Origin of the sequence: Streptosporangium sp. 'caverna' (assembly GCF_003203775.1) — a bacterium.
Classification (GTDB): domain Bacteria; phylum Actinomycetota; class Actinomycetes; order Streptosporangiales; family Streptosporangiaceae; genus Streptosporangium; species Streptosporangium subroseum.
The window spans coordinates 3,790,718-3,803,953 of sequence record NZ_CP029711.1 but is presented as its reverse complement, the minus strand read 5'-3'; the positions used below and the strand labels follow the sequence as shown (position 1 = coordinate 3,803,953).

Annotated in this window: 16 protein-coding genes; 12 read left to right on the top strand and 4 right to left on the bottom strand. The window is 69.8% G+C overall.

Going from position 1 to position 13,236, the window contains the following annotated elements; genetic code table 11:
- Positions 1-3: 3 nt before the first annotated feature.
- On the bottom strand, positions 4-294 hold the full coding sequence (locus DKM19_RS16765) for an MTH1187 family thiamine-binding protein (protein WP_089205675.1): 291 nt from the start codon (positions 292-294) through the stop codon (positions 4-6).
- Between the two features lie 210 nt (positions 295-504).
- On the opposite strand from DKM19_RS16765, the gene DKM19_RS16760 reads away from it, so the two are divergent.
- The 5 genes from DKM19_RS16760 to DKM19_RS16740 all read left to right on the top strand — a co-directional run bounded on the left by DKM19_RS16760 (position 505) and on the right by DKM19_RS16740 (position 5,169).
- Positions 505-1,209, top strand: coding sequence for an endonuclease V (locus DKM19_RS16760; RefSeq protein WP_110696497.1), 705 nt, complete (start codon positions 505-507; stop codon positions 1,207-1,209).
- Positions 1,206-2,195 carry an ankyrin repeat domain-containing protein gene (locus DKM19_RS16755; protein WP_110696496.1) on the top strand — a complete coding sequence of 330 codons (990 nt, stop codon included), beginning with the start codon at positions 1,206-1,208 and terminating at the stop codon, positions 2,193-2,195. Before DKM19_RS16760 ends, DKM19_RS16755 begins: the two co-directional genes overlap by 4 nt.
- Positions 2,196-2,206: 11 nt before the next feature.
- A complete protein-coding gene (locus tag DKM19_RS16750; protein ID WP_110696495.1) occupies positions 2,207-2,755 on the top strand; it encodes a hypothetical protein in 549 nt (182 codons plus the stop codon).
- Between the two features lie 205 nt (positions 2,756-2,960).
- On the top strand, positions 2,961-3,905 hold the full coding sequence (locus DKM19_RS16745; protein ID WP_110696494.1) for an acyltransferase domain-containing protein: 945 nt from the start codon (positions 2,961-2,963) through the stop codon (positions 3,903-3,905).
- A 190-nt stretch (positions 3,906-4,095) separates the two neighbouring features.
- Positions 4,096-5,169: a hypothetical protein gene (locus tag DKM19_RS16740; protein WP_162641539.1), complete on the top strand. Its 1,074-nt coding sequence runs from the start codon at positions 4,096-4,098 to the stop codon at positions 5,167-5,169.
- 110 nt (positions 5,170-5,279) lie between these two features.
- Here the strand turns inward: DKM19_RS16740 and DKM19_RS16735 are convergent, their stop codons facing one another.
- Complete coding sequence (locus DKM19_RS16735; RefSeq protein ID WP_110696492.1) at positions 5,280-5,849, bottom strand: hypothetical protein; 570 nt, start codon at positions 5,847-5,849, stop codon at positions 5,280-5,282.
- A gap of 140 nt (positions 5,850-5,989) precedes the next feature.
- Here DKM19_RS16735 and DKM19_RS16730 point away from each other — a divergent pair, with 140 nt between their 5' ends.
- From DKM19_RS16730 to DKM19_RS49485, 4 genes are all read left to right on the top strand, one after another.
- A complete protein-coding gene (locus tag DKM19_RS16730; protein WP_110696491.1) occupies positions 5,990-6,625 on the top strand; it encodes a TetR/AcrR family transcriptional regulator in 636 nt (211 codons plus the stop codon).
- Positions 6,609-6,800: a ferredoxin gene (locus DKM19_RS16725; protein WP_110696490.1), complete on the top strand. Its 192-nt coding sequence runs from the start codon at positions 6,609-6,611 to the stop codon at positions 6,798-6,800. Before DKM19_RS16730 ends, DKM19_RS16725 begins: the two co-directional genes overlap by 17 nt.
- An 11-nt stretch (positions 6,801-6,811) precedes the next feature.
- Positions 6,812-8,083: a cytochrome P450 gene (locus DKM19_RS16720; RefSeq protein WP_110696489.1), complete on the top strand. Its 1,272-nt coding sequence runs from the start codon at positions 6,812-6,814 to the stop codon at positions 8,081-8,083.
- 82 nt (positions 8,084-8,165) lie between these two features.
- A complete protein-coding gene (locus DKM19_RS49485) occupies positions 8,166-8,312 on the top strand; it encodes a hypothetical protein (protein WP_162641538.1) in 147 nt (48 codons plus the stop codon).
- Here the strand turns inward: DKM19_RS49485 and DKM19_RS16715 are convergent.
- The gene (locus tag DKM19_RS16715) at positions 8,309-8,758 is read right to left on the bottom strand and encodes a YkvA family protein (protein WP_110696488.1); all 450 of its coding nucleotides are present in this window, start codon (positions 8,756-8,758) and stop codon (positions 8,309-8,311) included. The two genes, DKM19_RS49485 and DKM19_RS16715, sit on opposite strands and share 4 nt — an antisense overlap.
- A gap of 297 nt (positions 8,759-9,055) precedes the next feature.
- Here DKM19_RS16715 and DKM19_RS16710 point away from each other — a divergent pair, with 297 nt between their 5' ends.
- The 3 genes from DKM19_RS16710 (at position 9,056) to DKM19_RS16695 (ending at position 12,389) form a co-directional block, all read left to right on the top strand.
- Entirely contained in the window at positions 9,056-9,721 is a 666-nt protein-coding gene (locus tag DKM19_RS16710; RefSeq protein ID WP_110696487.1) for a helix-hairpin-helix domain-containing protein, read from the top strand.
- A 401-nt stretch (positions 9,722-10,122) separates the two neighbouring features.
- Complete coding sequence (locus DKM19_RS16700; protein ID WP_110696486.1) at positions 10,123-11,118, top strand: LacI family DNA-binding transcriptional regulator; 996 nt, start codon at positions 10,123-10,125, stop codon at positions 11,116-11,118.
- A gap of 20 nt (positions 11,119-11,138) precedes the next feature.
- Entirely contained in the window at positions 11,139-12,389 is a 1,251-nt protein-coding gene (locus DKM19_RS16695; protein WP_110696485.1) for an MFS transporter, read from the top strand.
- Between the two features lie 226 nt (positions 12,390-12,615).
- Here DKM19_RS16695 and DKM19_RS16690 read toward each other — a convergent pair whose 3' ends face one another.
- Positions 12,616-13,236: an HAD family phosphatase gene (locus tag DKM19_RS16690; protein ID WP_110696484.1), complete on the bottom strand. Its 621-nt coding sequence runs from the start codon at positions 13,234-13,236 to the stop codon at positions 12,616-12,618.

Here is a 13,236-nt window from a genome sequence, read left to right as displayed (position 1 = left end):
GTGTCAGGCGAGGTGCCTCTCGATGGTGGCGACCTTGGCGTCCAGTCTGCCGCCCTGCCCGTCCCGGATGTCGGCCTTGAGTACGAGGCTGACCCGCCCGCAGCGCGCCTCGACCGCCGCGACTGCGTCCTTGACCACGGCCATGACCTCGTCCCACTCCCCCTCGACCGTGGTGAACATGGCGTCGGTCCGGTTCGGCAGCCCCGACGCGCGGACCACCCGAACGGCCTCGGCGACGAGCTCGCCGACGTCCTCCCCCGCGCCGATCGGAGTCACGCTGAACGCTACGAGCACTGACATGGATGGCCCTTTCCCCGAAGATCCGTCCACGCACCATAGGTTCTCTTCAAATCATCGGGCAAGCAGGGACGGGGCGCGCCGGAGCCCGCGCGGACCGGCCGGCGCGCCGGACTCTCGCCCCGCGACGGCTTCCCCGGCCACCGCGAATTCGCCGGACGTTCCCGCGATATAACGCCGTGACCTAAAAATGGCGATCATATAGATATGAAGGTGCGAACTCCGCGTACTGTCCTGGAGGCCGAGGCGATCCAGGACGAGCTCAGATCGCTGCTCGACCTCACCGATCCCGGCCCCCGCGACCCCTCCAGGGTCGCGGGGGTGGACGTGGCCTATGAGGGGGATCGGCTGGCCGCCGCGGTGGCCGTACTGGACGGAACGACGCTGGAGGTCGTCGAAGAGGTCACCGTCGGCGGGCGGGTGACCTTCGACTACGTTCCCGGCCTGCTCGCCTTCCGTGAGATCCCCGCCCTGCTCGAAGCCCTGGACCGCCTGACCGTCAGCCCCGAGCTGATCGTCTGCGACGGGTACGGCCTGGCCCATCCCCGCCGCTTCGGCCTCGCCTGCCATCTGGGTGTGCTCACCGGGCTGCCCACGATCGGCGTCGGCAAGACGACCTTCGTCGGCACCTATCCCGATCCCGCCCCCGAGCGGGGCTCCTGGACCGACCTGACGCTGGACGGCGACGTCGTCGGACGCGTGCTCCGCACCCAGCGGGGGGTCAAACCGGTCTTCGTCTCCGTCGGCCACCGCGTCGACCTCGACACGGCCTGTCACAATGTCCTCAATCTGACCCCCCGCTACCGTCTGCCCGAGACCACCCGCGTCTCCGACCGGCTGTCACGCCGGGCTCTGATCGAAAACTGTCGTTCAGTCCTGATTGGATCCGATCAGCGTAAGAAGATGGGATGACCATGGGCGACGACGAGTGGGCCGAGGACATCGGCGCGTGGCGTGACAGCAACCTGGCGCAGATCCGCGAACGGCTGGCGGACGGGCTGGACCCCGGCCAGTGCCTTCCCTGGCTGCGTTCGACGCCCCTGCACCAGGCCGCCCAGGAGGGCGCGGTCCAGGTGATCGAACTGCTCCTGGCCTCGGGGGCCGCGGTGGACCCGGTCGACGGCGACGGCGCCACCCCCCTGTGGGAGGCCGTACGGCATGGCCAGGACGACGCCGTCCGGGCCCTGCTCGCCGCGGGCGCCGACCCCTGGCGGCCGTGCATCGCCGGGCGCTCCCCCGGCGTCCAGGCGCTGTTCACCGAGCTCGCGGAGCTGTTCGTCCACCTTCCCGGGGCTCCCCGCATCAGCCCTCGGCTGAGCGAGCTTCAGGACACCGTCGACGAGATGATGTTCTCCTACGAGACCTACAACGAGGATCTCTGCGTCGCCTTCGTCGGCGGAGTGACCGAGGACGAGGTCATCCGGCGCCTGGGTGCCGTGCCGGAGCTCTGCCCGCCGGTGGACGCCGCCGAGCTGTGGAAGGCGGAGCAGTTCTCCCCCGTCGAGGTCCTGCGGATCGCCAGCCCGCCGGGGGGCGGGGTCGTGCTTTTCCAGAGCGACGGCATCCTGCCGGTGCACGACGGCGTCGGCCGGATGGTCACCGCCGGCGGCGGGATCCTGGCCGGGGCGTTCCCGTCCGCCAGTCCCTCGGTCGACATCTGGCGGGACGGCTTCGCCGTCGCGCGGCCCTCGGTTCACGAACAGCTCAGCGACAGCAGCCTGTTCGAAGTGTGGATGTGCCGTTTCGGCGACCGCGGCGCGCACCCCTCCACCGCGGCCGAGCGTGCGCTGGCCCTGATGACGCTGCTGACCGCCACCTACATCACCGAGGAGTGGCTGTGGAGCGCTCCGATGAGGCTGGTCCCGGTTCAGCTCCGGCCCGAAGGTCAGGGTCGCTAGAGTCGCAAACGATGAAAAAACACACTATTACCGCGCTGTGGGACGAGATCCCCGACGACGCCGACGACCTCGTCCTGGTCCGCGGCGGGTTCCGGGTCTATCTGTGCCTCTGCGGCAAGCAGCTGGCGGACCGGGCCGCCGCGGAACTGCACGCGGCGGAGACCAACCAGTGCACCACCTGCCTGGGCTCCACCGTCGAGCACATCGTGCCCAGCTTCTCCCAGCCGTGTACGGCCTGCGCCGGGACCGGCCGACGCAAGGCGCAGCTCATCTGGGAGCTCGCCTACATGGAGGCCGAGACCGCGATCCCCGTCGAGATCGTCCGCAAGGTGATCGCCGACTTCACCGAGCCCTTCCAGCTCTCCCAGGTGGCCGACACCGTCCGGGAGCTCCTCGGCCTCCCGGTCGGCCGCCTGCCCGTCGGCCCGCGCGTCCGCGACATCCTGCGCCGGCTCGAAGCCGACGGCGAACTCGTGCTGGTCTCCGCCCCGGACGAGATGCTCCGCGGCACCTCCGTCATGCTCTACCGCGACCCCTACTGGCAGCACGCCTCCGACTGAGCGCCCGCGTCCAGGTCAAGGTCGGCGAGACATCGGGGTAGTCCCGGTCGCGGCAGCGGTGACGGGCCGCTGGGCGAGTGCGCAGACGGCTCTGAGCAGGTCGGGCGGGCGGGCGATGTCCCACTGGCGGATCGTGCCGTCGTAGCCGGCGCCGGGAGAACCGGCGGCGAGGGGGACGACCCCACCGGCCGGTAGGATCGTCCGCGTGGATCTGGACGACACCGCCGCCCGGCTCGGAGTGCCCGTCGAGGACATCGACCGCGTGCACCGGCTCGCCGGCGACCGGCCGTCGGCTCCGCTGCCCGCCAAGGCCGACGCGCCCGCGATCCTCGCCCGGCTCGCGGTGCGGCCGGACGACGCCGCCGAGATCATGGCGGGCTGGCCCGACCCCGGCTCTCCGCTGTGGACTCCGGAGCTGCGCTGGCTGCTCGACCGCTCGATCGCCCTGGTCCGCGCCGATCTCGGGGGCCACGGCTGGCTGCCGCCCGGTCCGGAGCTGCCGCGCGAACGGGGTCCCGCCTGGCGGCATCTCTACGTGTACGCGTACCTGGCCCTGGTCGACGTCGTCACGGAGTACCACCGCGACCACGGCATCGCCGACGTCGTGTCATGGGCGACCCTCGCGGACCTGGGCCGCAACCTCGCGATCGACCGGCGGATGCACCGCGAGGGCTGGCCGGTCATGCAGAGCTGGCTGACGCTGCACGCGCGCGGCGGCGTCTACGAGCTGGGCCGGCTGCAGCACCAGCGCGGCGGCACCGCCATCGACCTGCACATCGCCGAGTCGGGGCCGATGACCTCGGAGGCGGTCACGGCGTCGCTCGACGAGGCCCGAGCGTTCTTCCCACGCCACTTTCCCGACGAGCGCTACACGGCGTTCTCCTGCGGCTCGTGGCTGCTCGACCCGCAGCTGCTGGAATACCTGCCCGAGGACTCCAACATCGTCCGGTTCCAGCGGAGGTTCGAGCTGGAGCCCTACGAGGAGCCGGAGGGGCTGGACGCCGACGTCGAGGTGCTGCGGTTCGTGTTCCGCACCCTGACCACGCCGCTCGACCGGCTGCCGCGCCGTACCGTGCTCCAGCGCGCGATCGTCGACCATCTGAAGGCCGGCCGCCACTGGCACATCCGCCGCGGCCGCTTCCCGATCTAGCCACACCCCTGGCGCCTGTTTCACCGGGGACGGCCGGCGAAGGCCTTCGTGGCCGGCCGCCCAAACAGGCAGATCCTCACATCGCGCGACCGCCTCACCACCGGCTTCGCCCCAGACTCCGCCGCCGGCACAGCAGGGCTCCTGCCCTGCCGCATGTAAACTTTTCCGCTGATAGGTGCGTCTCACCCTTATGGGAATGTTGTTTCGCGGCACCGCTGCGGCCGTCGCCCTTTCTGTCGCCGCCGGGCCTGCCGCCGCCCACGCCGTGGCACCGGCCGGTCAGTGGAGCGTCGTCCATGAGCAGCGCCGTGACTCCTATGACGCGGTAACGGTGACGCCGGGTGGGGCGGTCTGGGTCGCCGGGACGAGGCACCCGGATCGCGGATCGAGTCCTGCCGAGTCGCTCCTGCTCAAGGGCGGCCGGTCCACCTTCAAGCGGGTCACCGGGCCGGGCTTCCGGGTGAAGCGGCTGACGTCGGCGTCCGACACCAGGGTCTGGGCGTTCGGCGCGTCGCGGTACGCCCGGTGGGACGGCAAGCGCTGGCAGGTCAAGCGATGGAGCCATGGCCGGGCGGATCGGGCGTACTCCATCGGCAAGAACCTGTGGGTCATCGAGAACTCGAACACGTTCCCCGCGGCCGGTGACGCCGGGTGGAAGGCGCAGTCCACGCTGCGGCGCCTGGCCGGGTCGGTGTGGCGCAAGGTCGACACGCCGATCGTGGTCAAAGGACTCGACGGCAAGTGGGCGGCGGGCTCGGTGCGGGGCACGGCGGCTCTGGCCCGCTGGACCGGCGCGGCCTGGCGCGCGGTCACGCTTCCCGCGATTCCGTCCGCGCACTCGGACCAGATCTCGGAGTTGACGGATGTCGCGGTCGACGGTGAGACCGGCCGGGTGATGGCCGTCGGCTGGGTCGCCTGGCCGTGCGGCGGTGCGAAGCGCTCCTTCTGCGGTGAGACTTTGCTGCTGTCGGGCTATCTGGGCGGCTTCACCTTCGAGGTCCGTGGCGAACCGGGCATCCAACCGCGCGCGCAGGCGGAGCCCGACGGCAGAGGCGGGGCCTGGGTCGTCTACGACGCCAAGGGCAAAGGCAGCGGGTTTCTGCACATCGGCGCCGACGGTGTCGAGCCGGGCGCCTTTCCGGCTCCGCCGAACCAGAACGCGTTCGTCCATGACCTCGCCATCCGGCCGGAGAGCGGTTCCGTCTGGGCGGTCGGCGCGGCACCTTCTGGCCTCAACGGTTTGATCTGGGCCCACGGCCGCTGAGTCGGCTGCGGCGAGCCACGGGTGAGACGGGAAAGCCGGGAACCTCGCCCGTGCGTCCAGATCCGGCTCGGCCGCTTCGGCCGAACAGCCGATCCCCGGCCGGACCGGTTTCAGCCGCCCCGGCCGGTGTGCCGGATCGGGGCGCCGTCGCCGGTAGGCAGGTCACCGCGCCGGACCGGAGGCCGCGACGGCGGCGGCATGGCGGAGGGGATGTTGGTGGCGGGTCGCGCTCCGGCGACGGCCGCCTTCAGGGTGGCCCGATCGACTTCCCCGACGCGACCGGTCAATCTGATGTGGTGGTCGTCGCGGACAGCGAAGTACTCGTGACAGCCTTCGCCCACCCGGTACCAGCCGGCTCCGTCCTTCTCGCACCGCTTCGGGAGTTTGGTGCACGCGGCGTCCGCCAGGGTGCCGCGGTCGATCCTGAGCTGGACCAGCCGCCCGCCCTCCGCGGAGTAGTTGGCCCCGAATCCCTCGTCGTTGATGACGCCGACCGACTGCTCGACCAGCTCGTACCCTCGCACGGCGACCACATAGATCAGGTCCGGTGCCGTGCCTTGCCGGACGGCCAGATCGAACAACTCCTGGCTGAGCGATCCCGGCGCGTCGCGACGCACCCGGGACGCCTTGCGGGGCGCCAGCTTCGCGATGAGCACGATGGCGAGTCCAAGAAACATCATGCAACCATCCTGGACGCGCGACTGCCCCGCGCGGAACCGTGGGAGCGCGGCCCGCGCGCGAGCAGGGGCCCCGGACATCAGACAACTGAACACTTACGTTCGCTCTTGACGAATCAAATGAACGATCTTTTAATTCATTTATGGGACGTATCGCGGGCGTCACCGCCGCTGAGACGCGCGAACGACTGCTGCAGGCGGCCGCCGAGGTTTTCGCCGAGCGGGGGTACGACGGTACGCGTGTGGCCGACATCGCCGCGGCCGCGGGGGTGAGCAACGGCGCGCTGTACGCGCACTTCGGCTCGAAGGCCGAGCTGCTCGTGGCCGCGCTGCGGGCGCACGGGCGGCAGCTGCTGGCCAGTCTGTTCGCCGCGGACCCCGACCGGTCGGTCACGGACCTGCTCCTCGCCATCGGCCGCTGGCTTCCGCGGCGCCGCGACGCTCCCCGCCACCTCATCGTCGAGGCGTTGGTCGCGGCCCGCCGCGACGCGGACGTCGCGCGTCCGATGCGCGACTACGTCGGCGAGCGAACCGACTGGATCGCCGAGTTGGTACGCGTGGCCCAGAGCGACGGCGAGCTGGATCCCGCGCTGTCGCCCGAGGCGCTGGCCCACTTCTGCCTGCTGCTGTCGATGGGCAGCGCGCTCATCCCGCCGGACCTGCACGCGGTCGACGACGCGGAATGGTCGGCGTTACTCACCCGCGTCGTGGGCGCCCTCATCCCACCGACGCCATCACCGCACACAGAGCGGAGCCCCCGTAGTGAAAGTACGAGTTGATTCCGAGCGCTGCCACGGGCACGGCCGCTGCTACGACCTCGCCCCTGACCTGTTCGAGGAGGACGACGAGGGATACGGGCACGTCGTCGGCGACGGAGCCGTGCCACCGGGTCAGGAACAGGCAGCACGTCTGGCCCTGGCCAACTGTCCGGAAAGAGCGATCGAGATCCTCTAAGGAGGCGTGGCATGACCGTTGACGACCGCTTCACCCAGAGTTTCCAGGAGAGGCAGCAGAACCGGCCCCTCGAACCACGCAGTGAGATCATCACCGGCCCCGTCTCCGACTGGGCGACCGATTTCTCCCACGCCGAGCCCGAGTGGGCCGCCAACCCCTACCCCATCCAGGACGAGCTGCGGCAGCGCTGCCCGATCGCGCACACCGAGCGCTTCGGCGGCGCCTGGCTGCCGACGCGTTATGAGGACGTCGCGGCGATCGCCTACGACACCGAACGCTTCTCCTCACGAGCGATCATCGTGAGCAACGTCCGGCCGCCCCTTGAGCTGGCGCCGGTGGGCGGTACGCCGCCGATCTCCTCCGACCCGCCCTTCCACCACGACGCGCGCAAGCTGCTGCTGCCGGCGTTCACCAAGACCGCGGTCTCCAAGCAGGAGCAGGTGACGCGAGAGTTCTGCCACTCGCTCATCGACTCCTTCGAGGGGCAGGACGTCGTCGACGCCGCCCGGGACTACGCCCAGCACATCCCGATGCGCGTCATCGCCGACATGCTCGGCTTCCCGCCCGAGGACGGACCGCAGTTCCGCGAATTCGTCGAGAACGCGCTCGAAGGCATCAACTCTCCGCCCGAGGAGCGCATCCTCCGGGTGGAGAAGCTGTTCGAATATCTGCTCACGCAGATCCGCGACCACGTCGACAATCCGCGCGACGATCTGACGACCTACCTCATCAACGCCGAGCTCTACGGCCAGAAGCTGGAGTCGAACCACGTGGCGGGCACGATGGCTCTGCTGCTCATCGCCGGCATCGACACCACGTGGAGCGCGATCGGCGCGTCGTTGTGGCACCTGGCCAAGACACCGGCCGACCGCGAGCGCCTGGTCGCCGAGCCCGCCCTGCTGCCGACCGCGATGGAGGAACTGCTGCGGGCCTACGGGCCGGTCACGATGGCCCGGCTGGTCAAGGAGGACATGCACTGGAACGGCGTCGACATGAAGGCCGACGACTGGATCCTGCTGTCGTTCCCGGCGGCCAACCGTGATCCGGCCCAGTTCGACCGGGCGGACGAGGTTGTCATCGACCGCCAGGTCAACCGGCACGCCGCGTTCGGCCTCGGCATCCACCGCTGCGTGGGCTCGCACCTGGCGCGCATGGAACTGCGGGTCGCGCTCGAGGTCTGGCTGGAGCGGATCCCGAACTTCGGGCTGGAGGACCCGGCGGCGGTGACCTGGGCCACGGGCCAGGTCCGCGGCCCCCGCACGCTCCCGCTCCGCATCGGCTGACCGCGGCGGGGCGGCGCGGGGTGAGGGCATCCGACCGCCGGCTTCCAGGTACGGCACGGCGGAAGACCCGAAGGTGTCCGCCATGCCGTACAACCGCCCTCTGGCCCGCGCCGTCGCCGATGTCCGCCACTTTTCACCCCTATCAAAGACCGACGAGAAAGAGGACTCCGGCGGCGAGAAGTCCGGCTTCGACGAGCAGGACAAAGCGGATCGACGAACACTCACCTAGCCTGCCGTCCGGTCCGGCCGTCCGGTGTCGGTGGGCTCGGCCAGTCCGGTCAGCCGGGCCAGAGCTGCGAAGCCGTCGTCGGTGCCGGGCCAGTGGGCGCGCACGGCCTGCAGTCCGGCACGGCGTACGACCGAGCGCAGGACCACGGCGGCGATGATGGCGTCGTCGGCGTAGCCCAGGACGGGGATGAAGTCGGGGATCAGATCGATCGGTACGGCGAGGTAGACCAGCAGCAGTCCCAGCCGGATACGGACTCCGCGCGGCAGGGTCTGGTCGGCGGCGAGGCGGCGCACCAGGCGCAGCGCGTCGGGCAGCACGCGCAGCGCCTCGCCCAGCAGCCCGCCGCGGGGCCTCAGGATCACCAGCACGATCACCAGGGCGAGCCAGGCGAGCAGGAGCGCGCCGACGATACCGATCACGAGGTCCCACCAGAACGAGCCCGTCATCACTCCTCCATCACCCGCGGACGCGGCGATTCGCGCCCGACGGCCGGTTCGGGTGCTTCGGCGTGCAGCGTGACCTCTTCGAACACGGCGGCAGCAGGTGCGCGTCCGGCGAGGATGAGCTGCGGAGTCAGGTCGACCGCATCGACCCAGGCGGCACCGTGGAAATGATACGCCCGGCCCGGTGCTGTGCCGCCGGGTCACCCCTGCCGGCTGTCGGCCCCTATTGCCAGAGGGCCAAGGGACAGAATGTAGATCCTGGACTGGAAATTTCGCCTTTGGAATCTATCCTTTCGGAGCATGACGCATCCCGTCCGCAAGACGCACTCCCCGTCTCCCTTGCGTACGGCGCTCAGTTTCCTGTGGGCGCTCCTGCCGCTGGTGAGCCTGGGTGTGCTCTCGCCGCTCGTGTTCGGCTACGCGGCGGGACGCAAGCGGTCGTGGCCGCTCTGGCTGGCCACGGCCGTCTACACCGCGCTGGTCGTGACGCTGTTCTCCACCAGTGACAGCGCGCCGGGCAGCGCGGGTGACGTGGCCTTCCTACTGTCCTTCATAGGGTGCATGCTCGTCGGGACCGCGCATGCGCTTGCCATCAGGCGTTCGGTCTTCGCGCCCCACTTCGCCGACCCCAACGAGCAGGCCCTGGCCGCCGCACGGAACCGTGCCGAGCTCCGCCGTCAGGCCCGCGACCTGGTGACGAGAGACCCCACCGTGGCCAGGAATGCCGGAGTGGGCCGTCCCGACCTGCCGCGCCAGTACGACGACGGCGGTCTGATCGACGTCAACCACGCCCCGCCCAGCGTTCTCGCGATGCTCCCCGGGATGACCCAGGAACTGGTGGACCGTTTGGTGCAGGTCCGCACGACCGCCGGTCCCTTCGTGTCGGCCGAGGAGCTGTTCGCCGCCGCCGACCTGCCGCCGCACCTGACCCCCGGCATCGCTGAGTTCGCGGTCTTCTTCCCCTGAGCCCTGGAGACGGTTGCGGCGACGGCCTGTCTTCGGACGGTAACGGCGGGCGGCACGATCTGTCAGTCGTCTTCAGGCCACTCGCAGAATGGTCATCTCGATCATGCTGTCCGGTTCGAGGCCCTGATGGTGAGCACGGCAGAACCGCCGCCCGGTCCTGCCGGTCCCGGTGTCGGATCGCCAGGGGGCGCTCCTTCAACATCCTCGGGCCGGTAGTGCGCGATCGGGATCGAACAAACGGGGGAAGCGTGAGCCCGTGAGACCGAAGCTCATGACGCCGCCGCCGTGTCCGTCGCCAGTGATCCACCCTGCGCTACGGCCGCTTCAGCTGAGAGCGCTCTCGGGTCTATGGTTCGAACGCCGCGGCGTTCGAGGTGCCGCGACGGAGAGCGCAGGCCCCCATGAGCAGTTTCAAGCCCACGATCGAGGATGTCGCGCGCGTGGCCGGTGTGTCCCGCGCGACCGCGTCCCGTGTGATCAACAACGCGCCCGGCGCGTCCGGGCCGCTGCGCGCCCGGGTCCACGCGGCTGTGGCCGAGTTGGGCTACCAGCCCAACGAGACCGCCAGAGCCCTGGCCTCCGGCCGCCAACGCACTGTCGACGTCATCGCGATCACTTACGGTCCCGGTATCGGCTGGCTCGGGACCCACCCATACTTCAGCCGCGTCCTGGCCGGCATGATGCCCGTCCTGGAAGCCGTCAACGCGCAACTGCGACTGCACGCCCTGGGCCATGAGACAGCCGCCGAAATGATCGACGAGATCGCTACGAACACCACCATCGGGGCCGTTCTCGCCGACATCACCCCGGCACTGGCGACCCGGTTCTACCGCCGGTGCCGCCGCACCGTCTCGATGGTGCCCACCGCTTCATCGGTTCCCGCTATGCAGGCCGACAACATCGGCGGCGCGTACACCGCCGTCAACGAACTCCACCGGCTCGGCCGCCGCCGCATCGCCGCCATCCACGGGCCCGCCCTCAACCCCTGCGCCATCGACCGCCGCACCGGGTATCTGCGAGCCGTTCGGCACCTCGGACTGACCGGTGTCGACGCCGACGGCGACTTCCACCGTGAAGGCGGCTACCACGCAGCCAGAAAACTGCTCGAACAGCACCCGGACATCGACGCGATGTTCGTCGCCTGCGATCTGATGGCCGCCGGAGCCGTCCAGGCCATCACCGCCACCGGCAGACGCGTCCCCGACGATGTGAGCATCATCGGCTTCGACGACAGCATCGCGTCCGTATGCAGCAACCCGATGCTGACCACGATGCGCCTGCCCGTCGAGGACATGGCCGCCGCCGCCACCCGCCTGCTTCTGGAAGGCGACCCGGCGCCAGGCCACCGACAGCGGTTCCCGGTCGACCTCGTCCTCCGCGACAGCACCCGAAACTAGAATCCGCGAAGGCGGCAGGGATGGCACTTCACGAGCAGGTCGAGGCCACCGACGTGGCGCTGGACGAACCACTGGTGCGCACGTCGGCGCTGCGGCTTACGCTCGCCTCACCGCTCTACCGCGGCGCCACCATTTCGGTGTTCCTGTCCGCTCTCGGGTTCTCGGCCGCCGCGCCGCAGATCGCGTCCTTCCTCGTCAACGACCTCGGTGCCTCACTCAGCGCAGCCGGACTCTTCTATCTCACGAACCTGACCGCGCCCGTGGCCGGTTATCTGATCGGCAGACGCTCGGACCACACGGGCCGACGCCTGGGACTGTTTCGCATCTGCGCTCTCCTGGGCTTCGCGGGCTGGGTAGGCACCGCCTACTCGACCCAGCTCTGGATGCCCTACGTCATCAGCGCCGTCATCGGCGCGTTCGGCGGCGCCGCCACCTCCCAACTGTTCGCCGCCGTCCACGACGAGCAGAAAGCCCACCCGGACCCGAACAACGACGCAGTGGTCGCCGTCGTACGGATGGCCCTGACCGCCGGCTGGGTGATCGGCCCGGTCGCCGGGGCATTCCTGGCCGCCCAGACCTCATCGCGCACCATGCTCCTGGCAACGGCCATCTGCACGCTCGCGCAGATACTCCCGCTGGGGACGCTCAGGACACCTGCCATCACCTCCGCGCGTCAAACCAGCGAACCGGACACGCGCGGACCCAGCGTGCGCGACATGTTGCCGCTGATCACGTTCACCGCGCTCTACGTGCTCGTGTACGCCGGAGAACCGATCAAGTACGCGTACCTGCCGATCTACATGAACGGCCAACTCGACTTCCCCGCCGAGCTCAGCGGGGCGATCATCGGAATCCAGCCACTGGTCGAGATCATCCTCATGCCGCTGGCGGTGCTCGTCGCACGCAGAATCGGGATGACGCGGCTGATGGTGATCGGCGCTGCCTTCGGCGTCGCCGCCAACATCTGCTTCGCCACCACCGGCACCGCCGCAGGGCTGTTCGCCGGACAGATCCTCATGGGCGGCGTGTGGGGGGTCTTCGCCGCACTCGGCATCATCCTCGCCCAACGGCTTCTCCCCACCGCCGTCGCCACCGCCTCCGCCATCTTCCTCAGCTCCTCCGCCCTGGCCTCCGCCCTGGGCGGTGCCGCCGGTGGACTCGGAGCCGCCGCCGTCGGACTACCCCTGGTATTCCTCATCCCAGCCGCACTCGGGCTCCTCGCCGTCATCGGCCTGGCCATCATGACCCGCTCAGCGGCAATCAGCTTCTAAATCCAACCCGGCCTCGCCGGGCACCACCCAGTGGCGTGCTCGCTGGATGTACGGCGGCTCGTTGACGGCCGCGCCGAGCATCGCGAACACGTCCGCCTGCGCGCGCAGCGCCTCGATGTCGACGATGTCGACCCCGCCCGCGGACGTCTGGCAACGAACACACCCGCAGCGCGGCGATGATGGTGTCGGTCCGGGCGCCGGCTCCGTGTGCACCGCGCCGGTCGGGCTATCGTCGCCGCGGCACCGGGTCCGGTTCGGTGATGGCCTGACGGGCCTGCGTGGGGCCGGTGAACAGGTGGGTGCGCATGCCGATTGCCTCGGCAGCTTGGATGTTCTCGGCGCGGTCGTCGACGAACAGGATGCGTTCCGGTGCGAGGTCGAGGGTCTGACAGCACCACCGGTAGGCGTCCAGGTCGGGTTTCGTGTGGCCGGTTCGGCAGGAGAAGGCGACCACGTCGAAGTGCTTCAACCAGCGGTGGTGCTGTTCGTAGTGCGCGGCGAGCTCTTCCGGGATGTTCGACAGCAATGCGATTCGCCGCCCCGATGCCGCCGTCTGTTCGACCAGGGCGACCATGTCATCGTCGATGGCGCTCCAGCTCGCGATGTCCGCGGCGATGAGGTGGGCGATCTGATGGTCATCGAAGGTGGTGCCGAGGGCGGCTGCCACCTGCCGCCAGTATCCGGATCCGGTCACTTCACCACGGTCGTAGGGCATGCGCAGCGCCCAGTAAGGCTGCCAGAACGCGGAGGCTGAGACGCTCGCCGTCGCCACCAGCAACTCCTGGCCGGATGGGGACTGCTGGCGGGCGATGACGCCGAACAGGTCGAAGAGCACGGTGTCCGCCAT